The organism is Blastococcus sp. VKM Ac-2987 (assembly GCF_026967805.1).
Classification (GTDB): domain Bacteria; phylum Actinomycetota; class Actinomycetes; order Mycobacteriales; family Geodermatophilaceae; genus Blastococcus.
On record NZ_JAPVBG010000002.1, the window covers coordinates 741,682 to 766,089 of the forward strand.

Annotated in this window: 19 protein-coding genes and 1 pseudogene; 17 read left to right on the top strand and 3 right to left on the bottom strand. The window is 73.3% G+C overall.

Annotated features, from left to right (window positions below):
- Positions 1-4 precede the first annotated feature (4 nt).
- The 14 genes from O2W17_RS12470 to O2W17_RS12535 are packed head-to-tail and all read left to right on the top strand — an operon-like array spanning position 5 to position 17,539.
- Entirely contained in the window at positions 5-754 is a 750-nt protein-coding gene (locus O2W17_RS12470; RefSeq protein ID WP_269192757.1) for an NADH-quinone oxidoreductase subunit C, read from the top strand.
- Positions 755-767: 13 nt separating this feature from the next.
- A complete protein-coding gene (locus tag O2W17_RS12475; RefSeq protein ID WP_269192758.1) occupies positions 768-2,099 on the top strand; it encodes an NADH-quinone oxidoreductase subunit D in 1,332 nt (443 codons plus the stop codon).
- On the top strand, positions 2,096-3,175 hold the full coding sequence (gene nuoE, locus O2W17_RS12480) for an NADH-quinone oxidoreductase subunit NuoE (RefSeq protein WP_269192759.1): 1,080 nt from the start codon (positions 2,096-2,098) through the stop codon (positions 3,173-3,175). The genes O2W17_RS12475 and nuoE overlap by 4 nt, the downstream gene beginning before the upstream one ends.
- Before the next feature lie 3 nt (positions 3,176-3,178).
- The gene (gene nuoF / locus O2W17_RS12485) at positions 3,179-4,507 is read left to right on the top strand and encodes an NADH-quinone oxidoreductase subunit NuoF (RefSeq protein WP_269192760.1); all 1,329 of its coding nucleotides are present in this window, start codon (positions 3,179-3,181) and stop codon (positions 4,505-4,507) included.
- Positions 4,504-6,996, top strand: a complete 2,493-nt coding sequence (locus O2W17_RS12490; RefSeq protein ID WP_269192761.1) for an NADH-quinone oxidoreductase subunit G — start codon at positions 4,504-4,506, stop codon at positions 6,994-6,996. The genes nuoF and O2W17_RS12490 overlap by 4 nt, the downstream gene beginning before the upstream one ends.
- Entirely contained in the window at positions 6,993-8,480 is a 1,488-nt protein-coding gene (gene nuoH / locus O2W17_RS12495; protein WP_269192762.1) for an NADH-quinone oxidoreductase subunit NuoH, read from the top strand. The genes O2W17_RS12490 and nuoH overlap by 4 nt, the downstream gene beginning before the upstream one ends.
- Entirely contained in the window at positions 8,473-9,108 is a 636-nt protein-coding gene (nuoI, locus tag O2W17_RS12500; RefSeq protein WP_269192763.1) for an NADH-quinone oxidoreductase subunit NuoI, read from the top strand. Before nuoH ends, nuoI begins: the two co-directional genes overlap by 8 nt.
- The gene (locus O2W17_RS12505; RefSeq protein WP_269192764.1) at positions 9,105-9,959 is read left to right on the top strand and encodes an NADH-quinone oxidoreductase subunit J; all 855 of its coding nucleotides are present in this window, start codon (positions 9,105-9,107) and stop codon (positions 9,957-9,959) included. The genes nuoI and O2W17_RS12505 overlap by 4 nt, the downstream gene beginning before the upstream one ends.
- Positions 9,956-10,255, top strand: a complete 300-nt coding sequence (gene nuoK / locus O2W17_RS12510) for an NADH-quinone oxidoreductase subunit NuoK (RefSeq protein ID WP_269192765.1) — start codon at positions 9,956-9,958, stop codon at positions 10,253-10,255. Before O2W17_RS12505 ends, nuoK begins: the two co-directional genes overlap by 4 nt.
- Before the next feature lie 16 nt (positions 10,256-10,271).
- The gene (gene nuoL / locus O2W17_RS12515) at positions 10,272-12,167 is read left to right on the top strand and encodes an NADH-quinone oxidoreductase subunit L (RefSeq protein ID WP_269192766.1); all 1,896 of its coding nucleotides are present in this window, start codon (positions 10,272-10,274) and stop codon (positions 12,165-12,167) included.
- Positions 12,168-12,195: 28 nt separating this feature from the next.
- Positions 12,196-13,800, top strand: coding sequence for an NADH-quinone oxidoreductase subunit M (locus tag O2W17_RS12520; RefSeq protein ID WP_269192767.1), 1,605 nt, complete (start codon positions 12,196-12,198; stop codon positions 13,798-13,800).
- Complete coding sequence (gene nuoN, locus O2W17_RS12525; RefSeq protein ID WP_269192768.1) at positions 13,797-15,338, top strand: NADH-quinone oxidoreductase subunit NuoN; 1,542 nt, start codon at positions 13,797-13,799, stop codon at positions 15,336-15,338. Before O2W17_RS12520 ends, nuoN begins: the two co-directional genes overlap by 4 nt.
- Positions 15,338-16,393, top strand: coding sequence for a polyprenyl synthetase family protein (locus O2W17_RS12530; protein WP_269192769.1), 1,056 nt, complete (start codon positions 15,338-15,340; stop codon positions 16,391-16,393). The genes nuoN and O2W17_RS12530 overlap by 1 nt, the downstream gene beginning before the upstream one ends.
- A 15-nt stretch (positions 16,394-16,408) precedes the next feature.
- Complete coding sequence (locus O2W17_RS12535; protein ID WP_269192770.1) at positions 16,409-17,539, top strand: PQQ-dependent sugar dehydrogenase; 1,131 nt, start codon at positions 16,409-16,411, stop codon at positions 17,537-17,539.
- On the opposite strand, the gene O2W17_RS12540 is transcribed toward O2W17_RS12535, so the two are convergent.
- Positions 17,523-18,209, bottom strand: coding sequence for a pyridoxamine 5'-phosphate oxidase family protein (locus O2W17_RS12540; protein WP_269192771.1), 687 nt, complete (start codon positions 18,207-18,209; stop codon positions 17,523-17,525). The genes O2W17_RS12535 and O2W17_RS12540 overlap by 17 nt on opposite strands.
- Before the next feature lie 81 nt (positions 18,210-18,290).
- On the opposite strand from O2W17_RS12540, the gene pdxR reads away from it, so the two are divergent.
- Positions 18,291-19,664: a MocR-like pyridoxine biosynthesis transcription factor PdxR gene (gene pdxR / locus O2W17_RS12545; RefSeq protein ID WP_269192772.1), complete on the top strand. Its 1,374-nt coding sequence runs from the start codon at positions 18,291-18,293 to the stop codon at positions 19,662-19,664.
- A gap of 51 nt (positions 19,665-19,715) precedes the next feature.
- On the opposite strand, the gene O2W17_RS12550 is transcribed toward pdxR, so the two are convergent.
- Both O2W17_RS12550 and O2W17_RS12555 read right to left on the bottom strand, forming a co-directional pair.
- Positions 19,716-20,807, bottom strand: coding sequence for a 2-oxoacid:ferredoxin oxidoreductase subunit beta (locus O2W17_RS12550; RefSeq protein ID WP_269192773.1), 1,092 nt, complete (start codon positions 20,805-20,807; stop codon positions 19,716-19,718).
- Positions 20,804-22,774: a 2-oxoacid:acceptor oxidoreductase subunit alpha gene (locus tag O2W17_RS12555; protein ID WP_269192774.1), complete on the bottom strand. Its 1,971-nt coding sequence runs from the start codon at positions 22,772-22,774 to the stop codon at positions 20,804-20,806. Before O2W17_RS12555 ends, O2W17_RS12550 begins: the two co-directional genes overlap by 4 nt.
- 193 nt (positions 22,775-22,967) lie before the next feature.
- Here O2W17_RS12555 and htpX point away from each other — a divergent pair, with 193 nt between their 5' ends.
- Both htpX and O2W17_RS12565 read left to right on the top strand, forming a co-directional pair.
- Positions 22,968-23,846 carry a zinc metalloprotease HtpX gene (gene htpX, locus O2W17_RS12560; RefSeq protein WP_269192775.1) on the top strand — a complete coding sequence of 293 codons (879 nt, stop codon included), beginning with the start codon at positions 22,968-22,970 and terminating at the stop codon, positions 23,844-23,846.
- Between the two features lie 285 nt (positions 23,847-24,131).
- Positions 24,132-24,408: pseudogene (locus O2W17_RS12565) on the top strand (collagen-like protein); the annotation flags it as partial.

Genomic DNA, 24,408 nt, shown 5'->3' on the forward strand with positions numbered 1-24,408 from the left:
AGCGATGAGCAACGACGGCGGTGAGGTCGTCCCGGGTCGCGAGGAGGCCGGGTACGACGACAGCACGGCGCCCTCGGGCGGCTTCCGCAAGGGCGCCTTCGGCGTCAGCGGCAGCGGCGACACCTCCGGCTTCGGCGGGCTGGTGCGCGTCGAGCCCGGCGGGGCGGTGGCGCTGCACTCCACCGAGCGCCCCTACGGCGGGTACTTCGACGAGGTCACCGACGCGCTGATCGAGGCGGTGGGGGAGGCTACCTACGCCGCCGCCGTCCAGCGGGTGCTGGTCGACCGGGGCGAGATCACCTACTTCGTCGCCCGCGAGCACCTGCTCACCCTGGTGCAGCCCCTCCGCGACGACGAGGCGCTGCGCTTCGAGCTGTGCAGCAGCGTCTCCGGCGTCGACTACCTCGACAGCGGTGGCCCGGCCGTGGCTCCCGGCCGGCCGCGGCTGCACGCCGTCTACCACCTGACGTCGATGACCTACCGGCGCCGCATCCGGCTGGAGGTGGCGGTGAGCGCGGAGGACCCGCACGTCCCGTCGGTCACCGGGATCTACCCGACGGCGGACTGGCACGAGCGCGAGACGTGGGACATGTTCGGCATCGTCTTCGACGGCCACCCGGCGCTGACCCGGATCCTCATGCCCGACGACTGGGACGGCCACCCCCAGCGGAAGGACTACCCGCTGGGCGGGATCCCGGTGGAGTACCACGACGCGACCATCCCGCCGCCGGACACGCGTCGGGCCTACCGGTGAGAGGGGCCTACCGATGAGCACCACGTACAACCCGAGCGACCCCTACGCCGGCTCGCGGGAGACCACCGAGGGCCGCGTCTACACCGTCACCGGTGGGGACTGGGACCTCACGCTGGGGGCCGACCCGCACGGCGAGGAACGTCTCGTCGTCAACATGGGACCGCAGCACCCCTCCACCCACGGCGTGCTCCGGCTGGTCCTCGACCTCGAGGGCGAGACGGTGACCAAGGCCCGGGTGGTCATCGGCTACCTGCACACCGGCATCGAGAAGAACACCGAGTACCGCAACTGGGTGCAGGGCACGACCTTCGTGACGCGGATGGACTACCTGGCCCCGCTGTTCAACGAGGCCGGCTACTGCATGGCCGTCGAGAAGCTGCTCGGCATCGACATCCCGCAGCGCGCCGCCACCATCCGCGTGCTGGTGATGGAGCTCAACCGGATCGCCTCGCACCTGGTCGCGCTCGCCACCTTCGGCATGGAGATGGGCGCCCTCACGGGCATGACCAACGGCTTCCGCGAGCGCGAGATGGTCCTCGACCTGCTGGAGGAGATCACCGGGCTGCGGATGAACCACGCCTACATCCGCCCCGGCGGGCTGGCGCAGGACCTGCCCGAAGGCTCGGTCGAGCACATCCGCGAATTCCTCGAGGTCATGCCCAAGCGGGTCGCGGACTTCCACCGGCTGCTCACCGGCCAGCCGATCTGGCAGAACCGCCTGAAGGACGCCGGGTACCTCGACCTCACCGGCTGCGTCGCGCTCGGCATCACCGGGCCCGTCCTGCGCGCCACCGGCCTGGCCTGGGACCTGCGCAAGGTGGAGCCCTACCTCGGCTACGACAGCTACGACTTCGAGGTGCCGACGGCGGACACCTGCGACGCCTGGGGCCGCTACCTGGTGCGCATGGCCGAGGTGAACGAGTCGCTGAAGCTCATCGAGCAGGCGCTGGACCGGCTCGAGCCCGGACCGGTGATGGTCGAGGACAAGAAGATCGCCTGGCCCGCGCAGCTGAGCCTCGGCCCCGACGGCATGGGTAACTCCCTCGACCACGTGCGGCACATCATGGGCCAGTCGATGGAGGCCCTGATCCACCACTTCAAGCTGGTCACCGAGGGCTTCCGGGTGCCGGCCGGCCAGGTCTACGTGCCGATCGAGTCGCCCCGCGGGGAGCTCGGCTACCACGTGGTCAGCGACGGGAGCACCCGTCCGTGGCGCGTCCACGTGCGCGACCCCAGCTTCGTGAACCTGCAGGCCACGGCGGCGATGAGCGAGGGCGGCATGATCGCCGACGTCATCGCCGCGATCGCCTCGATCGACCCCGTGATGGGGGGAGTGGACAGATGAGCGCGCTGCCGGGATCTCCCGAGGCAACTGCTGTGACCGGCCTGGACTCCACGCCGGTCGAGCCTGCACCGCTGGACCTGCCGCCGCTGACCGAGCAGGCCCGGACCGAGGCGCGGGAGATCATCGCCCGCTACCCGGTCGCCCGGTCGGCGCTGCTGCCGATGCTGCACCTGGTGCAGAGCTACCAGGGCTACGTCAGCCCCGAGGGCGTCGCGCTGTGCGCGGAGGAGCTCGGGCTGACCAAGGCCGAGGTCGGCGCGGTCGCGACCTTCTACACGATGTACAAGCGCCGGCCGACCGGACGGCACCTGGTCAGCGTCTGCACCAACACGCTGTGCGCCGTCCTGGGCGGCCAGCGGATCATGGACGCCCTGTCGGCGGACCTCGGCGTCCACCACGACGAGACCGCCGCCGACGGCTCGATCACCCTCGAGCACGCCGAGTGCCTCGCCGCCTGCGACTACGCGCCGGTTGTCACCGTGGACTACGAGTTCTACGACCAGCAGGACGTCGACAGCGCCCGCGAGCTCGTCGCGGCGCTGCGCCGCGGCGAGAAGCCGCTGCCGACCCGCGGCGCACCGCTGACGGACTTCCGCGGGATCGAGCGCCAGCTGGCCGGCTTCTCCCAGTACCCGGACGCCGCAGCCGCGGCCGCGGCCGTCGACGCGCCGGGCAACTACGAGCCGACCCTGCGCGGGCTGCGGCTGGCCGCCGAGCGCGGTGAGCAGGCGCCGCCGATGCGCGGCCCCGAGCCGGAGCCGGCCGACACCGGGGAACCCCGCGAGACGGTGCGGCCGTCCGGGACCACGGGGGAGACCCCCGGGCAGGAGGCGGCCGACGCCCGCGTCGCCGCCGCGGACAGCCCGGCGGAGAAGGCGGGTGCCGCGGCCTCGCACCCGGACGCGCCCGAGCCTGCCGGACGGCGGCTGCCCGACGGCCGGGAGGGCACCGACACCCCGGCCGGCCACGAGCCCGGGACGAGCGAGCAGCGCCCGGCCGAGGCACCCCCAGCCACCCAGGGGCCCGACGGCCCGTCCCGGACGATCGAGGGCCGCGGCCCTTCGCGGAGGCGCTGAGCCATGCCACTCACCCCCGTCCTCACCACCCGCTGGGGCGCCGAGCACTCGTGGCGGCTGTCCACCTACGAGCGGCTCGACGGCTACTCGGCGCTGCGCACCGCGCTGTCGATGCAGCCCGACGAGCTGGTCACCCTGGTCAAGGACTCGGGCCTGCGCGGCCGCGGCGGCGCCGGCTTCCCGACCGGCATGAAGTGGAGCTTCATCCCGCAGCCGAAGCCGGGGGAGGAGCCCACCGGCCCCGCGGCGATGCCCAAGTACCTCGTGGTCAACGCCGACGAGGGCGAGCCGGGCACCTGCAAGGACCTGCCGCTGATGATGGCCGATCCGCACTCGCTGATCGAGGGCGTGATCATCTCGTCCTACGCCATCCGGTCGAAGGTGGCCGTCATCTACGTCCGCGGCGAGGCGGTGCACGCCCACCGGCGGCTGCTCAACGCCGTGGGGGAGGCCTACGCCGCCGGCTACCTGGGCACCGACATCCTCGGCTCCGGCTACGACCTGGAGCTGATCGTGCACGCGGGCGCCGGCGCGTACATCTGCGGCGAGGAGACCGCGCTGCTCGACTCGCTCGAGGGCTACCGCGGCCAGCCGCGCCTCAAGCCGCCGTTCCCTGCCGTCGCCGGCCTGTACGGCGCCCCGACGGTCATCAACAACGTCGAGACGCTGGCCAGCGTGCCGTTCGTCGTCCGCGGCGGGGCCGAGTGGTTCAAGGCGTTCGGCCCGGAGAAGTCGCCCGGGCCGAAGATCTACTCGCTGTCGGGCCGCGTCGTCCGGCCGGGCCAGTACGAGGCCCCCATGGGGACGACGATGCGCGAGCTGCTCGAGATGGCCGGCGGCGTCCGCCCCGGCCACGAGCTGAAGTTCTGGACGCCGGGCGGCTCGTCGACGCCGTACTTCACCGCCGAGCACCTCGACGTCCCGCTGGACTTCGACTCCGTGGCCGCCGCGGGCTCGATGCTCGGCACCACCGCGCTCATGGTCTTCGACGAGACCGACTCGATCGTCGAGGCCACCCTGCGGTTCACCGAGTTCTACGCGCACGAGAGCTGCGGCAAGTGCACCCCCTGCCGCGAGGGCACCTACTGGCTGGTGCAGGTCCTCGAGCGGATCGCGCGCGGCCGGGGCACCGCCCAGGACCTCGACGTCCTGGTCGACACCTGCGACAACATCCTCGGCCGCTCGTTCTGCGCCCTCGGTGACGGCGCGACCAGCTGCATCACCAGCTCGCTCAAGTACTTCAAGGACGACTACGTCGCCCTGCTGCCACCCGAGGAGCAGGCCCGGCTCGGCCGCTCCCTCCGCCTCGAGCCGGTCGGAGCCGCGTCATGACGCTCACGCCCACCAATCCGCCACCCGCCGCCGCCGTGCCGCCGGGTGCCCCCGGCCCGCACACCCCGCCGGACGCCGTCCACTGCACCATCGACGGGTTCGACGTCGCCGTGCCGAAGGGCACGCTGATCATCCGCGCCGCCGAGATGGTCGGCATCCAGATCCCGCGCTTCTGCGACCACCCGCTGCTGGAGCCGATCGGCGCCTGCCGCCAGTGCCTGGTCGAGGTCGAGGGCCAGCGCAAGCCGGCCGCCTCCTGCACCATGCCGGTCACCGAGGGCATGGTCGTGCAGACCCAGCTGACCAGTCCGGTGGCCGACAAGGCGCAGCAGGGCACGATGGAGCTGCTGCTGATCAACCACCCGCTGGACTGCCCGGTCTGCGACAAGGGCGGTGAGTGCCCGCTGCAGAACCAGGCGATGAGCAACGGCCGCGCCGAGAGCCGGTTCGTCGACGAGAAGCGGACCTACCCCAAGCCGCTGCCGATCAGCAGCGAGATCCTGCTCGACCGGGAGCGGTGCGTGCTCTGCGCCCGCTGCACCCGGTTCTCCCAGCAGGTCGCCGGCGACCCGTTCATCGAGCTGTTCGAGCGCGGTGCGCTGGAGCAGGTGGCGATCTACGAGGACGAGCCGTTCGAGTCCTACTTCTCCGGCAACACCACCCAGATCTGCCCGGTCGGCGCCCTCACCAGCGCCCAGTACCGCTTCCGCGCCCGCCCGTTCGACCTGCGCAGCGAGCCGAGCGTCTGCGAGCACTGCGCCTCGGGCTGCGCGATGCGCACCGACTACCGGCGCGGCAAGGTCACCCGGCGGCTGGCCGGGGAGGACCCCGCGGTCAACGAGGAGTGGACCTGCGACAAGGGCCGCTACGCGTTCCGCTACGCCACCGCCAACGAGCGGCTGACCACCCCGCTGGTCCGGCGGGACGGCCGGTTGGAGCCCGCGTCCTGGCCCGAGGCGTGGGCCGCGGCCGCCGCCGGCCTGCTGCAGGCGAAGGCAGAGGGCGGCGTCGGGGTGCTGCCCGGTGGCCGGCTCACGCTCGAGGACGCCTACGCCTGGGCCACCTTCGCCCGGGTGGCGCTGGGCACCAACGACGTCGACGCCCGGGCCCGGGCGCACTCCGCCGAGGAGCTGGCCTTCCTCGGGACGGCGATCGCCGGCACCGGACCGGCGACCGGCGCCGTCACCTACGCCGACGTCGGCTCCGCGCCCGCGGTGCTGCTCGCCGGCCTGGAGCCGGAGGAGGAGTCACCGATCCTGTTCCTGCGGCTGCGGCGGGCGGTGCGCACCGCCGACCTCGCGGTCTTCGACCTGGCCCCCTTCGCCAGCCGCGCGGCCGAGAAGCTGGAGGCCACCGTCCTGACCACGTTCCCCGGCGCCGAGGCGCGGTCGCTGCTCGCCCTCGCCGAGGGCAGCTGGGGCGGCCCCGCCGTCGAGGCGCTGCGCCGGCCGGGCGCCGTCGTCCTCGCCGGTGAGCGCCTGGCCGAGGCTCCCGGCGCGTTCACCGCGCTGCTCGAGCTGGCCCGCGCCACCGGAGCCCGGCTGGCCTGGGTGCCGCGCCGCGCCGGCGAGCGGGGCGCCGTCGAGGCCGGCGCGCTCCCGACCCTGCTGCCCGGCGGCCGCGCCGTCGACGACGACGCCGCCCGCGCCGAGGTGGCCGGGGTGTGGGGCATCGACCCCGCCGCCGTGCCCGCCGCACCCGGCCGGGACGTCACCGGCATCCTGACCGCGGCCCGCGCCGGCCGGCTGCCCGGGCTGCTCGTCGGTGGCGTCGACCCGGCCGACCTGCCCGACCCCGCCCTGGCCCGGGCGGCGCTGGACGCCGCGGCGTTCGTCGTCAGCCTGGAGATGTTCCCGAGCGAGGTCACCGAGCGCGCCGACGTGGTCCTGCCGGTCGCCGCCGCGTCGGAGAAGGCCGGCAGCTACCTCGACTGGGAGGGCCGGCTGCGGCCCTTCGACGCCACCCTGCACGACACCGGCCGGCTCTCCGACGGTCGCGTGCTGCACGGCCTGGCCGACGAGATGGACGTCGACCTGCGGGTGCCCACCCCCGACGTCGCCCGCGCCGCGCTGGCCGCCCTGGGCGCCCGCCGGTCGGCCGCCGAGGGTCCCGCACCGGACGTCGCGCCCCCGGCCGCGCCGGTGCTGCGCCCCGACGAGGCGGTCCTCGCGTCATGGCGCCAGCTGCTCGACGTCGGCACGCTGCAGCGCGACGAGCCCGAGCTCGCCGGCACCGCCCGGCACCCGGTGGCCCGCATCGGCGCCGAGGCGGCCGCCCGGCTCGGCCTCGCCGACGGCGACCGGCTCACCGTCAGCGGGAGCACCGGCTCGGTCAGCCTGCCGGTGCGGATCACCCCGATGCCCGACCAGGTGGTGTGGCTGCCGATGCGCTCGCCCGGCAGCGAGATCCGGACGGCGCTGGGCGTCGGACCCGGGAGCGTCGTGCGGCTGGCCCGCAGCGGCGCCGGGACCGGGGAGGGCGTGCGATGACCGCCTGGGCCCTCGAGGCCGACCAGCCGACGCTGGCGGACTTCGGCCAGGACGTCTGGTGGATCGTGCTGATCAAGATCGTCGGCATCTTCGCGGTGCTGGTGCTGATGACGCTGTTCGCCATCGTGTTCGAGCGCAAGGTCGTCGCGCGGATGCAGCAGCGCATCGGCCCCAACCGGGTCGGGCCGCGCGGCTACCTGCAGAGCCTCGCCGACGGGCTGAAGCTGGCGTTCAAGGAAGACATCATGCCGGCGCTCGCGGACAAGCCGGTCTACTTCCTGGCCCCGGTGATCGCCACCATCCCGGCCTTCGTCGCCTTCTCGGTCATCCCGCTGGGCCCGGTGGTGAGCATCTTCGGCCAGCAGACGCCGCTGCAGCTCACCGATGCCCCGATCGGCGTGCTGATCATCCTGGCGATGTCGGCCATGGGCATCTACGGCATCGTCCTGGGCGGCTGGGCCTCCGGCTCGACGTACCCGCTGCTGGGCAGCCTGCGCAGCGCGGCCCAGATGATCAGCTACGAGATCGCGATGGGGCTGTCGCTGGTCGCGGTGTTCCTCTACGCCGGGACGATGTCGACGTCGGAGATCGTCGCCGCTCAGGCCGACGGGTCGGAGCTGTCCTTCTTCGGGTGGGAGTTCACCGGGCCCAGCTGGTACATCGTGCTGCTGCCGGTCTCCTTCGTCATCTACGCGATCGCCGTCGTGGGGGAGACCAACCGCGCGCCGTTCGACCTGCCGGAGGCCGAGAGCGAGCTGGTCGGCGGCTTCCACACCGAGTACTCGTCGCTGAAGTTTGCGCTGTTCTTCCTGGCCGAGTACATCAACATGGTCACCGTCTCCGCGCTGGCCGCGACCCTCTTCCTGGGTGGCTGGCGGGCACCCTGGCCGATCTCCATCTGGGACGGCGCCAACAGCGGCTGGTGGCCGCTGCTGTGGTTCTTCCTCAAGGTCGTCGCCGCGCTCTTCGTCTTCATCTGGCTGCGCGGCACGCTGCCCCGGCTCCGGTACGACCAGTTCATGCGGTTCGGCTGGAAGGTGCTGGTGCCGGTCTCGCTGGTGTGGATCCTCGTCGTCGCCACGATGCGGACCGTGTCCCGCGAGGCCGACCTCTCCGCCGGCGAGGTGGCGGTCTACGTGGGGGTGCCCATCGCGCTCGTGCTGCTGGTGGGCCTCTGGTTCGCCGGCCGCGCCGGCCACCGCGACACCCGGCTGGCCGCGGTCGAGGCGGCCGCCGGCTCCAACCACCCGACGGAGACCGAGCCCGAGGTGCTGGCCCCGGCCGGCCCGCGCCGGCGGCCTACCGGAGGCCCGAGCCGGGCCGAGGGCGGCTTCCCGGTGCCGCCGATGGACCTCGTCGTCCCGCCGTCGCCCCGGCTGCGCCGGCAGCCGGTGAGCCCCGACGGCGAGCCGGTGCCGGGAGCGGTCGTGGGCACCGGCCGGCGCGGCGCCACGAGCACTTCCCAGGAGGAGGACGATGTCTGAGCGCAGCGACCGCGACGTGGCCCGACGGTCCGGCGGGGAGGTCGAAAAGGCAGGCGGGGACGACCGGAAGCGCCCGGCGGTCCGCGACCGGCTGCTGCCCGCCGCCGTCCAGGGGTTCGGCGTCACCTTCGCGCAGATCTTCCGCACGGTGACCACCGAGCAGTACCCGTTCGAGCCGAAGGTGACCAAGCCGCGCTACCACGGCCGGCACGTGCTCAACCGGCACCCCGACGGGCTGGAGAAGTGCGTCGGCTGCGAGCTGTGCGCGTGGGCCTGCCCGGCCGACGCCATCTACGTGGAGGGCGGCGACAACACCGAGGACGCCCGCTTCTCGCCCGGTGAGCGGTACGGCGCGGTCTACCAGATCAACTACCTGCGCTGCATCTTCTGCGGGCTGTGCATCGAGGCCTGCCCCACGCGGTCGCTGACGATGAGCAACGACTTCGAGCTGGCCGACGACAACCGCCAGGACCTGATCTACACCAAGGAGCAGCTGATGGCTCCGCTGCTGCCCGGCATGGAGGCCACCCCGCACCCCATGCGGCTCGGGGACGACGAGAAGGACTACTACCTCCGCGTGCCCGAGAAGGGCTCGACCGCGGAACCGGTCGTCGAGGAGACGGTGTGAACGGGCTGGAGACCGTCGTCATCGGCACCGGCGAGGCCGTCGTCTTCTGGATCCTCGGCCCGCTCGCCCTGGCCGGGGCGCTGGGCATGGTGCTCAGCCGCAACGCGGTGCACTCCGCGCTGTGGCTGGTGCTGACGATGCTCTCGCTGGGCGTCTTCTACGTCGTCCAGGAGGCGCCCTTCCTCGGCGCGGTGCAGGTGATCGTCTACACCGGCGCGATCATGATCCTGTTCCTGTTCGTGCTCATGCTGGTCGGCCGGGACTCCTCCGACTCGGTGGTCGAGACGCTGCGCGGGCAGCGGGTGGCGGCCCTGGCGCTGGGCGCCGGCTTCGCCGCCCTGGTCGGCGCCGGCATCGCCCGCGCCACCCAGGACCTCCCGGTGATCGGTCTCGAGGCGGTGCAGGGCGGGGTCCGCGGGCCGGCGTCGGGCAACGTCGAGGCGATCGCCGGGCTGCTCTACACCCGCTACCTGCTGGCCTTCGAGGTCACCGGCGCGCTGCTCATCGTGGCGGCCGTCGGCGCGCTGCTGCTCACCCACGTGGAGCGCGAACCGGGTACGAAGCAGACGCAGAAGGAGCGGTCCCGGGCCCGCTTCCTCACCGACCGGCCGCAGACCCTGCCCGGCCCCGGCGTGCACGCCCGCGCCACCTCGGTGGGCGTGCCGGCGCTGCTGCCCGACGGCAGCCTCGCCGAGGACAGCTTCGGCACCGGGATCGAGCCGGAGCAGGTCGAGCAGATGCCCCGCCCGACCGGCCGGGAGCAGCTCGGCTCCCCGGACGCCGCGCTCGGGTCCCTCCAGCCCACGGTCAGCGACACCCCGGGCGGCCGGACGGGTGGTGAGCACCGGTGACACTGAGCTACTACCTGGTGCTGGCCGCGATCCTGTTCACCATCGGCGCCGTCGGCGTCCTGGTGCGGCGCAACGCCATCGTCGTCTTCATGTGCATCGAGCTGATGCTCAACGCGGTGAACCTGACGCTGATCACCTTCGCCCGGTCCACCGGGACCGTGGACGGCCAGATCATCGCGCTGTTCGTGATGGTCGTCGCCGCCGCCGAGGTGGTCGTGGGCCTCGCCATCATCATGTCGATCTACCGGACCCGCCGGTCCGCGTCGATCGACGACGCCAACCTGCTGAAGTACTGACCGGGACGGGGTTGCAGTGCCTGCTGAAGGGCTCCTGGCCGCCTCCTGGCTGCTGATCGCGCTGCCGCTGGCCGGTGCTGCGGTGCTGCTGCTGGGTGGCCGGCGCACCGACCGCTGGGGTCACCTGCTGGGGACGGCGACGGTCGTGGCGGCCTTCGTCCTCGCCGTGGCGTGCACCGTGCAGCTGGCCGGCCTCGACGAGCGCGCGGCCGACGTCGAGCTGTTCACCTTCATCGCCACCGGCGAACTCGACGTCACCGCCGGGCTGCTCTACGACCCGCTGTCGGCGGTGTTCGTCCTGCTGATCACCGGTGTCGGCTCGCTGATCCACGTCTACTCGATCGGCTACATGGCGCACGACCCAGCGCGCCGCCGGTTCTTCGCCTACCTGAACCTCTTCGTCGCGGCGATGCTGCTGCTGGTCCTCGGCAACAGCTTCGTGGCGCTCTACGTGGGCTGGGAGGGCGTGGGTCTGGCGTCCTACCTGCTCATCGCGTTCTGGTACACCCGCCCCGCCGCGGCGACCGCGGCGAAGAAGGCGTTCATCATGAACCGGGTCGGCGACGTCGGCCTGGCCCTGGCCATCTTCGTGATGTTCGCGCAGCTCGGGACGACGTCCTACGCCGGCGTCTTCGGGTCCGTGGGCACCCTGGCGGGCGGGACGATCACCGCCATCGGGCTGCTCCTGCTGCTGGGCGCCTGCGGCAAGTCCGGCCAGTTCCCGCTGCAGGCGTGGCTGCCCGACGCGATGGAGGGCCCGACCCCGGTCTCGGCGCTCATCCACGCCGCCACGATGGTCACCGCGGGCGTCTACCTGATCGCCCGCTCGGCCCCGATCTACGACCTGACGCCGACGGCGCGGGCGGTCGTCCTCGCGGTCGGTGCGCTGACCCTGCTCATCGGCGCGATCGCCGGCTGCGCCTACGACGACATCAAGAAGGTGCTGGCCTACTCCACGGTCAGCCAGATCGGCTACATGTTCCTGGCGGTCGGGCTCGGCCCGGCCGGCTACGTGGCCGGCCTGGCGCACCTGCTGGCGCACGGCTTCTTCAAGGCCGGGCTGTTCCTCGGCGCCGGCTCGGTCATGCACGCGATGGACGACCAGGTGGACATGCGCCGGTTCGGCGCGCTCTGGAAGAAGCTGCCGATCACCTTCGCGACCTTCGGGCTGGGCTACCTGGCGCTGATCGGCTTCCCGTTCCTGTCCGGCTACTTCACCAAGGACGCGATCATCGAGGTGGCGCTGGACCGGGACGACGTCTGGGGCTGGGTGCTCGGCGGCGTGATGGTCCTGGGCGCCGGGCTGACCGCCTTCTACATGACCCGGCTGATGCTCATGACGTTCTTCGGCCGGGCCCGGTGGGACGAGGGCGTCCACCCGCACGAGTCGCCGTCGATCATGACCGCGCCGATGATCGTGCTGGCCTTCGGGTCGGTGTTCGCCGGCGCCCTGCTGGTCTCGGTGCTCCCGCTCTCGGGCTGGCTGGAGCCGGTGTTCGGCGAGCCGGAGGAGGCGGCGCACGTGGTGGCCCCGGCCCTCGTCGGGCTCGTCGTCACCCTCGTCGCCCTCGCCGGTGCCGCGCTCGCCTGGCTCTTCGTCGGCCGCCGCGAGGTGCCGGTGACCGCCCCGGTCCGGGTCTCCCCGGTCACGCGGGCGGCCCGCCACGCGCTCTACGCCGACGCGGTCAACGAGTCGCTGTTCATGCGCCCTGGCCAGTGGCTCACCCGCGCCCTGGTGTGGGTGGACAACCGCGGCGTCGACGGCGCGGTCAACGGCCTGGCCGCCGGGCTCGGCGGGTCGTCCTCGCGCCTCGGCCGCGTGCAGACCGGCTTCGTGCGCACCTACGCGCTCGGCATGCTCGGCGGCGTGGTGGTCGTGGCCGGTGCGCTGCTGGCGGTGACGGCGGGATGAGCAGGACCTTCGGAGAGGGATACCGACAGTGAGCGACTTCCCGTTCCTCATCGCGATGATCGCCGTCCCGGCGGTCGGGGCCGCGGTCGTCGCCGCGCTGCCCCGCGGGCGCGACCTGCTGGCCAAGCAGGTGGCGCTCGGGGTCAGCCTCGTCGTCCTGCTGCTGGCGGTGCTCACCACGCTCGCGTTCGACGTCGACGGCGAGCGCTTCCAGCTGACGACGGCGGTCTCCTGGATTCCCGACTTCGGATCGGAGTTCGCCCTCGGCGTCGACGGCATCGCCCTGGTGATGCTGCTGCTCATCGGCGTGCTGGTCCCGCTGGTGGTCGCCGCCTCCTGGCACGAGGCCGACGCCGGATCCCGGCCGGCCCGGGTCTTCTTCGCCTGGCTGCTGCTGCTCGAGGCGATGATGGTCGGCGTCTTCGCCGCCACCGACGTGCTGCTCTTCTACGTCTTCTTCGAGGCGATGCTCGTCCCGATGTACTTCCTGATCGGCAGCTTCGGCGGGCCGCGTCGGCAGTACGCGGCCGTGAAGTTCTTCGTCTACAGCCTGGTCGGCGGGCTGGTCATGCTCGCCTCGGTCATCGGGCTGTACGTGGTGAGCACCAGCCAGCTGGGGGAGGGCACGTTCGCCTTCGACGCCCTCCGCCAGCTGGACATCGACCCCGACGTGCAGAAGCTCCTGTTCCTCGGCTTCTTCATCGCCTTCGCCATCAAGGCGCCGCTGGTGCCCTTCCACACCTGGCTGCCCGACTCCGGTGCCGAGGCGCCGATCGGCGGGTCGGTGCTGCTGGTCGGCGTCCTCGACAAGGTGGGCACGTTCGGCTTCCTGCGCTACTGCCTGCCGCTCTTCCCCGACGCCTCCCGCTCCTTCGCGCCGTTCGTGCTGGTCCTGGCGGTGGTCGGCATCCTCTACGCCGCCCTGCTGGCGATGGGTCAGAGCGACATGAAGCGGCTGGTGTCCTACACGTCGATCTCGCACTTCGGCTTCATCGCGCTGGGGATCTTCGCCTTCACCACCGAGGCGGCCACCGGCGCGGTGCTCTACATGGTCAACCACGGCCTGGCGACGGGTCTGCTGTTCCTCGTCGTCGGCATGCTGATCAGCCGGGGCGGCTCGCGCCAGATCCGCGACTACGGCGGCGTCGCGGCGAAGGCGCCGCTGCTGGCCGGCGCCTTCCTGGTGGCGGGCCTCGCGTCCCTGGCGCTGCCGGGCACCAACAGCTTCGTCAGCGAGTTCCTCGTGCTGATCGGCGCGTTCCCCGAGCGGCCGGTCTTCACCGTCCTGGCCACGATCGGCATCATCCTGGCCGCTCTGTACGTGCTGCTGATGTACCAGCGGACCATGCACGGACCGGCCCGCGGGGTGCTGCTGCAGGAGGATCCCGCCGAGCCCCTGCCCGCCGATCCCCTGCCCTCCGGCGGCGGCGCGACCGCGACCGCCGCCCGCACCGCTCCGCACCGCACTCTCCGGGTGCTCGACCTGAGCCGGCGCGAGCTGGCCGTGGTCGCGCCCCTGGTGGTGCTGATCATCGCGCTGGGCGTCTACCCCCAGCCGCTGATCGACCTGATCGAACCCGCCGTCGTCGCCACCCTCGGCGACCTGGGTGCCCCCGGAGGGACCGACCGATGATCGAGGCGCCCGACCTCTCCTGGGCGGCTCTCGCGCCCATGCTCGTCGTCTTCGGCGCGGCCTGCGTCGGGGTCCTGGTGGAGGCGTTCGCGCCCCGCGAGTCCCGGCACCCGGTGCAGGTGGGCCTGGCCCTCGTCGGCACCGTCGGCGGGCTCGTCGCGACGCTGCTCATCGCCGGCGAGCCGGACGAGGTGACCGCGGTCGGCGCGCTCGCCGTCGACGGCCCCGCGCTCTTCCTGCAGGCCATGATCGCCGGGTTCGGCGCGCTGTCGGTCCTGCTGTTCGCCGAGCGGGCGCTCGACCCCGCGCGGTCGGCGTTCGTGGTGAGCGCCGCCGTCCCGGCCGGCAGCCCGCGCGACCGGGAGCTGACGACGGTCCCCCGCGTGCAGACCGAGGTCTACCCGCTGGCGCTGTTCGCCATCGGCGGCATGATGCTGTTCGTCTCGGCCAACGACCTGCTGGTCATGTTCGTGGCCCTGGAGGTGCTGAGCCTCCCGCTGTACCTGCTCAGCGGGATGGCCCGGCGGCGTCGGCTGCTGTCCCAGGAGGCGGCCGTCAAGTACTTCCTGCTCGGGGCCTTCGCCTCCGCCTTCTTCCTCTACGGGCTGGCGCTGGTCTACGGGGCCACCGGCAGCGTCCTGCTCCGGGACATCCGCGAGGCCACCACCGCCGGGTCCGGGGGCGTGCTGCTGGTCCTGGGGCTCGCCCTGCTGGTCGTCGGCCTGCTGTTCAAGGCCAGCGTCGCGCCGTTCCACTCGTGGACGCCGGACGTCTACCAGGGCGCCCCGACGCCGGTCACCGCCTTCATGGCCGCGTGCACCAAGGTCGCCGCCTTCGGCGCCATCCTTCGCCTGCTCTACGTGGCGTTCGGCACCGCCGAGTGGACCTGGCGGCCGCTGGTCTACGCCGTGGCCATCGCCTCGATGGTGGTGGGCGCGGTCCTCGGCCTCACCCAGACCGACCTCAAGCGCATGCTCGCCTACTCCTCGGTCGCGCACGCCGGGTTCCTGCTCACCGGCGTCATCGGGCTCGGCGCCGACGGCGGGGGCTCCGGCCTCTCGGCGACGATGTTCTACCTGCTCACCTACGGGTTCACCACGCTCGGGGCCTTCGCCGTCCTCACCCTCGTGCGCGACGGCGACGGCGAGGCGAGCCACCTCTCCCAGTGGGCCGGGCTCGGCGCGCGGTCGCCGGTCACGGCCGCGGTGATGAGCCTGTTCCTGCTCGCGCTGGCCGGCATCCCCCTGACCGCCGGGTTCACCGGCAAGTTCGCCGTCTTCCGGGCGGCGATCGAGCAGGGGGCGTGGCCGCTGGTCGTGGTCGCCCTGCTGGCGAGCGCGGTGGCCGCGTTCTTCTACCTGCGGGTGATCGTGCTCATGTACTTCTCCGAGCCCGCCGCCGACGGCCCCACCGTGGGGGTGCCCGGTCTGCCCACGACCGTGGTGCTCGCGGTGACGGCGACGGCCACGGTGGCGCTCGGCATCCTGCCCGGGGCGGTGCTCGACCTCGCGCGGCAGGCGGCTATCTTCGTCGGTTGATGACCGGAGCCCGTGCCGCAGTCGACGGCACTCCCACCGAGGTCTGGCACCGGAACTCCACCCCGGCGTCGACCATCGGCCCCTGGCTGCCCGAGGGCGAGCTCGGGGAGGCGCTGGCCGACGGGCTCTCCCGGGTGGAGTCCGAGCTGGTCCGGGCCGTGGGCAGCGAGCACCCGTTCGTGCGGGAGGCCGCCGGTCACCTGATGGCTGCCGGGGGGAAGCGGTTCCGCCCGATGCTGGCGCTGCTGGCCGCCCAGCTCGGCGACCCGGCCGCTGCCGAGGTGACCCAGGGCGCGGTGGTCTGCGAGCTCACCCACCTGGCGACCCTCTACCACGACGACGTCATGGACGAGGCCGTCGTCCGCCGGGGGGCGCCGAGCGCCAACAGCCGGTGGAGCAACAGCATCGCGATCCTGACCGGTGACCTGCTCTTCGCGCGGGCGTCGGACATCCTGGCCGATCTCGGCCCCGAGGCCGTGCGGGTCCAGGCCCGCACCTTCGAGCGGCTGGTCACCGGGCAGATCAAGGAGACCGTCGGCGCGCAGCCCGGCGAGGACGCGATCGCCCACTACCTCGGCGTGCTGGCCGACAAGACGGGGTCGCTGGTGGCCACGTCCGCCCGCTTCGGCGCCTCCTTCGCCGGCGTGGACGCCGCCCTGGTGTCCGCGCTGACCGAGTTCGGCGAGGAGGTCGGCGTCGCCTTCCAGATCTCCGACGACCTGATCGACATCGTCAGCCGCGACGGTGTCTCCGGGAAGTCGCCCGGCACCGACCTGCGCGAGGGCATCGCCACGCTGCCGGTGCTGTTCGCGCTCGCCGGCGACGACCCCGCGGAGGCCCGGCTGCGCGAGCTGGTGGCCGGCCCCGTCACCGACGACGCCGAGCACGCCGAGGCGCTGGCGCTGCTGCGGGCCTCCCGGTCGCTCGAGCGGGCCACCGACGTGCTGCGCCAGTACGCCGACCGGGCGCGGGCCCGGCTGGACGCCGTTCCGGAGGGCGACGTCCGCGAGGCGCTGTCCGCGCTCTGCGACTACGTGGTGACGCGCACCAGCTAGGGCCATGCTGGGGGAGTGCGCATCCTCCCCGGCCTGCTCGCCGCCGCCCTCCTGACGGCCGCCTGCTCCGCCACCGAGAGCGAGCCCGGGCTGCGCCCGCCCGAGCCGCCCGCCTCGACCGGCACGCCCACGGGCGCACCGGAGCTCGGCGTCGAGGTGGTGGCCGACGGCCTGGACCACCCGTGGGACGTCGTCCAGGCGCCGGACGGCACCCTGCTGGTCGACGAGCGGTCCGGGGGCTTCACGGCCGTGCTGCCCGACGGCAGCGTCCAGGAGGTCCGGGCCGACTTCGGGGACCTGTTCGCGGACGGCGAGACCGGCCTGATGGGGCTGGCGCTGGATCCCGCGTTCGAGGAGAACCGGCGCCTCTACAGCTGCAAGGGCGACCAGGACGGGTCGATCGGCGTCGTCGCCTGGACGGTGGCCGCCGACTGGTCGTCGGCCACCCGGGTCGCCGATCCGCTGGTCGGTGGCCTGCCGCTCAACGAGCGCAGCGGGCGGCACGGCGGGTGCCGGCTGGAGTTCGCCCCCGACGGCGACCTGCTGATCGGCACCGGCGACACCGCCACCGGCACGGTGCCGCAGGACCCGGACTCGCTGGGCGGCAAGGTGCTGCGGGCCGACCCCGGGACCGGGGAGGTCACCGTCTGGACCAGCGGGCACCGCAACGTCCAGGGGCTGGCCGTGCGCCCCGGCAGTGGGCAGGTCTACGCCGTCGAGCACGGCCCGGACCGGGACGACGAGGTCAACCTCCTGGCCGACGGCGCCAACTACGGCTGGGACCCCGACGGGGACGGCTCCTACGACGAGAGCGTGCCGATGACCGATCCGGAGATCCCCGGCGCCGTCCCCGCCGTCTGGGCCTCGGGTGTGCCCACCCTCGCCACCAGCGGCGCGACCTTCGTGGCCGGCGACGAGTGGGGCGCCTACGAGGGGTTGCTGCTGGTCGCCCTGCTCAAGGACCAGGGCGTGCTGGCGCTGCGGCTCGACGACGAGGGCACCCTGACCGAGCAGTTCCAGGTCCCCGAGCTCGACGACACCTTCGGCCGGATCCGCACCGTCCAGCAGGGCGGGGACGGCGCCCTCTACGCGGTCACCGACAACGGCGACGACGACGTCCTGCTCCGGATCACGCCGACGGGCTGAGGGCCCGGTCCCGCACCCGCGCCGGGACGGCCGCACCGCCGGGCAGCAACGGGCAGGGCTCCGGCTCCCCGGCGACCGTGCGCAGCGGCAGCACCCCGGCCCACACCGGGTCCGCCACCTCGGGACCCTCCAGGTCGCGCTCGTCGTCGCCGGGCGGGCCGGTGCGGATCTTCACGCTCGCCTCGGTCAGGTCGAGTGCGAGCACCGCGGTCGCGGCGAGCTCCTTGCGGTCGGGCAGGCGGGTCGCCGTCCAGGAGCCCGGGGCCAGGTGCTCGGTGAGCACCCGGAGGCCGAGCAGCCGCTCGTCGGCGTCCTCGACCAGCCGGGCCCGGCCGTGGACGACCGCGCAGCGGTAGTTCATCGAGTGGTGGAAGGCGGAGCGGGCGTACACGATCCCGTCCAGGAGGGTGACGGTGAAGCACACCGGCACCCCGCCCCCGGCGGCCCGCAGCGTCGCGGCGCCCGTCGAGCCGTGCAGGTAGAGGGTGTCGCCGGAGCGCCCGTAGCCGGTGGGCAGCACGACCGGAGCGCCGCCGAGCTCGACCCCCAGGTGGCCGATCAGCCCGGCGTCGAGCACGGCGTGGAGGTCGGCGCGGTCGGTCCGGGCGCGCCGGCTGCCCCGGCGCACGGTGCTGCGGTCGGTGGGGGAGAGGGAAGCGGGAGCGTCCATGCGTCGATCCTGCAGCCGGCGGTGGCCTCCCGGAACGGCCAATGCACTACGTTTCCGGCAGGCCACCGGAGGAGGAGGACCGTGACCGGCATCCCGCCGCTGCTGCTCGACCGCGCCTCGGGCACCCCGCTGTCGGTGCAGCTCGCCGACGCGCTGCGGGCGGCCGCTGCCGGCGGGACGCTCCGCCCCGGCGACCGGCTGCCCTCGACGCGCGAGCTCGCCGGAGCGCTCCGGGTCAGCCGGACGGTCACCGCCGCCGCCTACGACCAGCTGCTGGCCGAGGGCTGGGCCGGGGGACGCCGCGGGGTGGGCACGTTCGTGCTCGGCGCGGCGCCGTCGTCGCCGCCGGCCGCCGCGCTCCCGCCGCGGGCAGGGCCGGCCGTCCCCGAGCTGGTCGACCTGCGCGCGGGATCGCCGTGCCTGGAGGTGCTGGACCGGTCGGTCTGGCGGCGCGCGTGGCGGGCGGCGGGCGACCTGCCACCCGACGCCAGCGCGGACGCGGCGGGCGATCCGGCGTTCCGGCGGGCGGTGGGGGAGCACCTGCTCCGGCACCGGGGGCTGGGTGCCGGCCCGGACGACGTGCTCGCCACCGGTGGCACCTCGGCCGCGGTGGCCGAGGTGGCGGGCGTGTTGCCGCCGGGCAGCCGGGTGGCCGTGGAGGACCCGGGCTACCAGCGGGTCACCGGTGCGCTCCGCGCCGCGGGGGCGCAGGTCGTCCCGGTCCCCGTCGACGACGACGGTCTGGTCGTCGATGCGCTGCCGGCTGATCTGGCCGCGGTCTACTGCACGCCGGCGCACCAGTACCCGCTGGGCCGGCGGATGTCCGCCGCGCGACGGCAGGAGCTCGTCGCCCGGGCCCGCGCCGAGGGGTGGTGGGTGCTCGAGGACGACTACGACGGCGAGCTGCGCTACGACGTCGCCCCGCTGCCCCTGCTGGGCGCCCTCGGCCCCGACGTCGTCGTCCACCTGGGTACGACGAGCAAGATCCTGAGCCCCACGCTCGGCGTCGGCTGGCTCGTGGCACCGGCCGCGCTCCGGGCGGAACTGCTGGCCCGCCGCACGGCCACCGGCACCCGCCCGGCCCGCGCCGGGCAGCGGGTGCTGGCCGCGCTCGCCTCCTCCGGTGACCTGGCCCGCCACCTGCGCCGGCTGCGCCGCGAACTGGCCGGACGGCGGGAGGAGGTGCGGGCGGCGGTGGCCGCGGCCGGGGCCGTCGCCGAGGGGGACCCGGCCGGCGCCCACGTGCTGGTGCCGCTGCCGGACGTCGCCGTCGAGGACGCCGTCCTGGCGGCCGCCGGGCGGCAGGGCGTGGCCCTGGACGGCCTGGGCAGGCACCACCTCGACGGCACCGCCGGCCGCCGGGCGGGGCTGGTGCTCGGGTTCGCCGCACCGACCCGGGCGGAGCTGCACCGGGTGCTGCCCGTGCTGAGCTCCGTGCTCGTCGAGCACGCCTGAACGACCGCGGGCCCGCCTCCCCGGAGGGAGACGGGCCCGCGGGCGGGTAGCTCAGCTACTCACGGTCCAGGTGTCGCCGCCGGCGAGCAGCTCGTCGAGGTCGCCGGGGCCCTGGAGGCGCGCCTCGTGCAGCTGCTCGGCCATCATCTGCTCGTAGGACGGCTTGCGCACCGACCGGAAGACGCCCATCGGGGTGTAGCGGAGGTCCTGCGAGGACAGCCGGGACAGCGCGAACGCGTACGACGGGTCCTCCCGGGTCGCGTCGTGCACCACGATCTCGCTCGCGTCGACCTGGTTGGTCTCGGCGATCCGCAGCCCACCGAAGTCCTCGCGCACCACGCACGAGGCGCCGTCCGGACCGAACACCAGCGGCTTGCCGTGCTCCAGCGGGATCGTCCACATCGGGCCCGTGGAGGAGTCCTTCAGCAGGTCGAACGCGCCGTCGTTGAAGATGTTGCAGTTCTGGTAGATCTCGACCAGCGCCGTCCCCTGGTGCTCGGCGGCCTGCCGCAGCACCTCGGTGAGGCCCTTGCGGTCGGAGTCCATCGCCCGGCCCACGAAGGTGGCGTCGGCGCCCAGGGCCAGCGACACCGGGTTGAACGGGTGGTCGAGCGAGCCCATCGGCGTGGACTTGGTGACCTTGCCGACCTCGGAGGTGGGCGAGTACTGGCCCTTGGTGAGCCCGTAGATCCGGTTGTTGAACAGCAGGATCGTCATGTTGACGTTCCGCCGCAGCGCGTGGATCAGGTGGTTGCCGCCGATGGAGAGGGCGTCGCCGTCCCCGGTGACGACCCAGACCGACAGATCGGGGCGGGAGGCGGCCAGGCCGGTGGCGATCGCCGGCGCGCGGCCGTGGATCGAGTGCATCCCGTAGGTGTTCATGTAGTACGGGAAGCGCGACGAGCAGCCGATGCCGGACACGATGACCATGTCCTCGCGGGCGATGCCGAGGCTGGGCAGGAAGCTCTGGACCGCGTTGAGGATGACGTAGTCACCGCACCCGGGGCACCAGCGGACCTCCTGGTCGGTCTTGAGGTCCTTCGCCTTGAGCGCGGTCTGCTTCTCGCCGTGGCTCTCGACGGAGGCGGCGATGGCGTCCGCGATCGGGCCTTCGGCGGGCATGCCGAGGTCGATGGTGGTCACTGGGGTGCTCCGTTCACAGCGGCGGGCTTTCCGGTGTCGATGGCGTCCTGGATGACGGCGGCCAGCTCGGCGGAGCGGAACGGCATCCCGCGCACCTGGGTGTGGCTCTGCACGTCGACGAGGAACTTCGCGCGCAGCAGCAGCGCCAGCTGGCCCAGGTTCATCTCGGGGCAGATCACCCGGTCGTACCGGGCCAGGACCTCGCCGAGGTCGGCCGGGAACGGGTTGATGTGCCGCAGGTGGATCTGGGCGACCTTCCGGCCGGAGGTCCGGATCCGCCGGCAGGCGGCGCCGATGGGGCCGTAGGTGGAGCCCCACCCGATGACGGCGACGCGCGCGTCGCCGTCCGGGTCCTCGACGTCGGTGGGCGGGATCGACGCGGCGATGCCGTCGATCTTGGCCTGCCGGGTGCGGGTCATGAAGTCGTGGTTGGCCGGGTCGTAGGAGATGTTGCCGGTCCTGTCGGCCTTCTCCAGCCCGCCGATGCGGTGCTGCATGCCCGCGGTGCCGGGGATGGCCCAGGCGCGTGCCAGGGTCTCCGGGTCGCGCAGGTAGGGGAGGAACTCGCCGTCCTCGCCGTTGGGCTCGGTGGCGAAGCCGGCCGCCCCGGAGAGGTCGGGCAGCGAGGCGGCGTCCGGGATGGCCCACGGCTCGGCGCCGTTGGCCAGGTAGCCGTCCGACAGCAGCATGACCGGCGTCCGGTAGGTCAGCGCGATCCGCGTCGCCTCGACGGCGGCGTCGAAGCAGTCACCGGGGGAGCGCGGGGCGATGACCGGCACCGGTGCCTCGCCGTTGCGGCCGAACATCGCCTGCAGCAGGTCCGACTGCTCGGTCTTCGTCGGCAGACCCGTGGAGGGGCCGCCGCGCTGCACGTCCACGATGACCAGCGGCAGCTCGGTCATCACCGCGAGGCCGATGGTCTCGCCCTTGAGCGCCACGCCGGGGCCCGACGTCGTCGTGATGCCCAGGGCGCCGCCGAAGGAGGCGCCGAGCGCCGCGCCGATGCCGGCGATCTCGTCCTCGGCCTGGAAGGTGCGCACGCCGAATGCCTTGTGCCGGGACAGCTCGTGGAGGATGTCCGACGCCGGGGTGATCGGGTAGGCACCGAGGAACACCGGCAGCCCGGCGCGCTGGCCGGCGGCCACGAGCCCGAGGGCGAGCGCCTGGTTGCCCGAGATGTTCCGGTAGCGGCCCGGCTGCATCGGGGCGGGCTTGATCTCGTAGGAGACGGCGAAGGCCTCGGTGGTGTCGCCGTAGTTGTAGCCCGCGCGGAAGGCGGCGATGTTGGCCGCGGCGATCTCGGGCTTGCGGCGGAACGTGCGCTCGAGGAAGCGGATCGTGCCCTCGGTGGGGCGGTGGTACATCCAGGAGAGCAGGCCGAGCGTGAACATGTTCTTGCTCCGCTCTGCCTCCTTCTTGCCCAGGCCGGAGTCGGCGAGCGCGTCGAGGGTCATCGACGTCAGCGGCACGCTGACGGTCTGCCAGCCCTCGAGCGAACCGTCCTCCAGCGGGTTGGTGGCGTAGCCGACCTTGGCCAGGTTGCGCGGCGTGAACTCGTCGGAGTCGACGATCAGCAGGCCGCCGCCGGGGAGCTCGGCGAGATTGGCCTTGAGCGCGGCCGGGTTCATCGCCACGAGGACGTCCGGCGCGTCGCCCGGCGTCATGACGTCGTGGTCGGCGAACTGCAGCTGGAAGGAGCTGACACCCGGCAGGGTCCCCGTCGGTGCCCGGATCTCGGCGGGGAAGTTCGGCAGCGTCTTGAGGTCGTTGCCGAAGGACGCCGTCTCGCTGGTGAACCGGTTGCCGGTCAGCTGCATGCCGTCGCCGGAGTCACCGGCCAGCCGGATGACGACGCGGTCGAGCTCCACGACGCTCTTGACGAGCCCGCCGGGGGCCGAGCTGGACACCGTGGTGGCCAGGGCGCCGTTCGGGTCCGAGGGCGCGACGGTCGGGTTGGGGCCAGTCATCAGCGGTCTACCTCCACCGGGCGAGGTTACGTGCGTGTGTCGGCGCCCGGGCTGTGCAACCGGACACGCTGCAGCGGCGACTCTTTTCACCGCGTTCGCAGTAGGCAACGGCGCCGGGCGCTCCGTCATTCCACCGGGGGACGGCGGGACGCCTGCCGGGAACGGGCGTCCGGGGGACGACGTTGGAGCGGACGTGCAGCGCTGGAACAACGGACTGAAGACGGCCCTGCTCCTGGGCCTCATGGGTGGGCTCATCCTGATGGCGGGTGCGCTCATCGGCGGGCGCGGTGGCCTGCTCATCGCGTTGGTGGTCGCGCTCGGCGTCAACGGCTACGCGTACTTCAACTCCGACAAGCTGGCGCTGCGGTCCATGCGGGCCTTCCCGGTCACGCAGACCCAGGCGCCCGCGCTCTACGCGATCGTCCGCGAGCTGGCCACCGAGGCGCGGCAGCCGATGCCGCGCCTCTACGTCAGCCCGACGGCGCAGCCCAACGCCTTCGCCACCGGCCGCAACCCGCGCAACGCCGCGGTCTGCGTCACCCAGGGCATCCTCGAGCTGCTCGACCGCAGGCAGCTGCGCGGCGTGCTCGCCCACGAGCTCTCGCACGTCTACAACCGCGACATCCTGATCAGCTCCGTCGCCGCCGCCATGGCCACGGTGATCACCTACCTGGCGCACATGGCGATGTTCGCGTCGCTGTTCGGCGGCCGGTCGGACGAGGACCGCGGCGGCGGCAACATGATCGGCGGGCTGCTGCTCATGCTGCTGGGGCCGCTCGCCGCCGGGCTGGTGCAGATGGCGGTCAGCCGCAGCCGCGAGTTCCAGGCCGACGCGTCGGGCGCGGCGCTGTCGCAGGACCCGCTGGCGCTGGCCGACGCGCTGCGGATCATCGAGCGGGGGACCGCCGCCCGGCCGCTCCCCCAGGAGGAGCGGCTGGTCACCCAGAGCCACCTGATGATCGCCAACCCGTTCCGCGGCCAGGGGATGGCGTCGATGTTCGCCAGCCACCCGCCCATGCCCGAGCGGATCGCCCGCCTGGAGCAGATGGCCCGGGAGCTCGGGGAGCGCTGACGGAGGATCCGTGGCGCGGGGTCCCGCCACCGGCACGACGCCCGTGAGCACCCGGGGCGGTCGGCCGCGACCGGTCCCGGGTCGGTCACCGTGCTGCGCCTCACAGGGGTAGAGCGCTTGCTGTGGCAACCACCGGGCATGCACTGACCATCGGTCTTTGCCAGATCCGGTCCAAACCCGGCTGGGACGGCATGGATCCGACCGGCGACAGCCGGGACGGATCGCACCGCGGGCGGCCAGGTCAGCTGCTGCCCGCCGGGACCGGCTATCTGAGAGGCCATCTCCATGGCGCAGGCCAAGAGCAAGACCAAGACCCGTAGCGAGACCGTTCCCGTCGACGTCACCGTCGACGAGACCCTCACCGTCCCCGTCGACGTCACCGTCGACGAGGGCGACCGCGGCGGAAAGGGCCCGACCGGTCCGACCGGCCCCGTCGGCGAGCCCGGCGACAAGGGTGCCAAGGGCGAGGTCGGCCCCACCGGCGAGCGCGGCGACAAGGGCGAGAAGGGCGAGGTCGGCCCCGCCGGCGAGCGCGGCGAGAAGGGCGAGAAGGGCGAGGTCG

What these genes read in the sequence shown, in the direction of transcription:
- O2W17_RS12470 (WP_269192757.1), top strand. Translation starts at nt 5, where the DNA reads ATGAGCAACGACGGCGGTGAGGTCGTCCCGGGTCGCGAGGAGGCCGGG.
- O2W17_RS12475 (WP_269192758.1), top strand. Translation starts at nt 768, where the DNA reads ATGAGCACCACGTACAACCCGAGCGACCCCTACGCCGGCTCGCGGGAG.
- nuoE (WP_269192759.1), top strand. Translation starts at nt 2,096, where the DNA reads ATGAGCGCGCTGCCGGGATCTCCCGAGGCAACTGCTGTGACCGGCCTG.
- nuoF (WP_269192760.1), top strand. Translation starts at nt 3,179, where the DNA reads ATGCCACTCACCCCCGTCCTCACCACCCGCTGGGGCGCCGAGCACTCG.
- O2W17_RS12490 (WP_269192761.1), top strand. Translation starts at nt 4,504, where the DNA reads ATGACGCTCACGCCCACCAATCCGCCACCCGCCGCCGCCGTGCCGCCG.
- nuoH (WP_269192762.1), top strand. Translation starts at nt 6,993, where the DNA reads ATGACCGCCTGGGCCCTCGAGGCCGACCAGCCGACGCTGGCGGACTTC.
- nuoI (WP_269192763.1), top strand. Translation starts at nt 8,473, where the DNA reads ATGTCTGAGCGCAGCGACCGCGACGTGGCCCGACGGTCCGGCGGGGAG.
- nuoN (WP_269192768.1), top strand. Translation starts at nt 13,797, where the DNA reads ATGATCGAGGCGCCCGACCTCTCCTGGGCGGCTCTCGCGCCCATGCTC.
- O2W17_RS12530 (WP_269192769.1), top strand. Translation starts at nt 15,338, where the DNA reads ATGACCGGAGCCCGTGCCGCAGTCGACGGCACTCCCACCGAGGTCTGG.
- O2W17_RS12540 (WP_269192771.1), bottom strand. Translation starts at nt 18,209, where the DNA reads ATGGACGCTCCCGCTTCCCTCTCCCCCACCGACCGCAGCACCGTGCGC.
- O2W17_RS12555 (WP_269192774.1), bottom strand. Translation starts at nt 22,774, where the DNA reads ATGACTGGCCCCAACCCGACCGTCGCGCCCTCGGACCCGAACGGCGCC.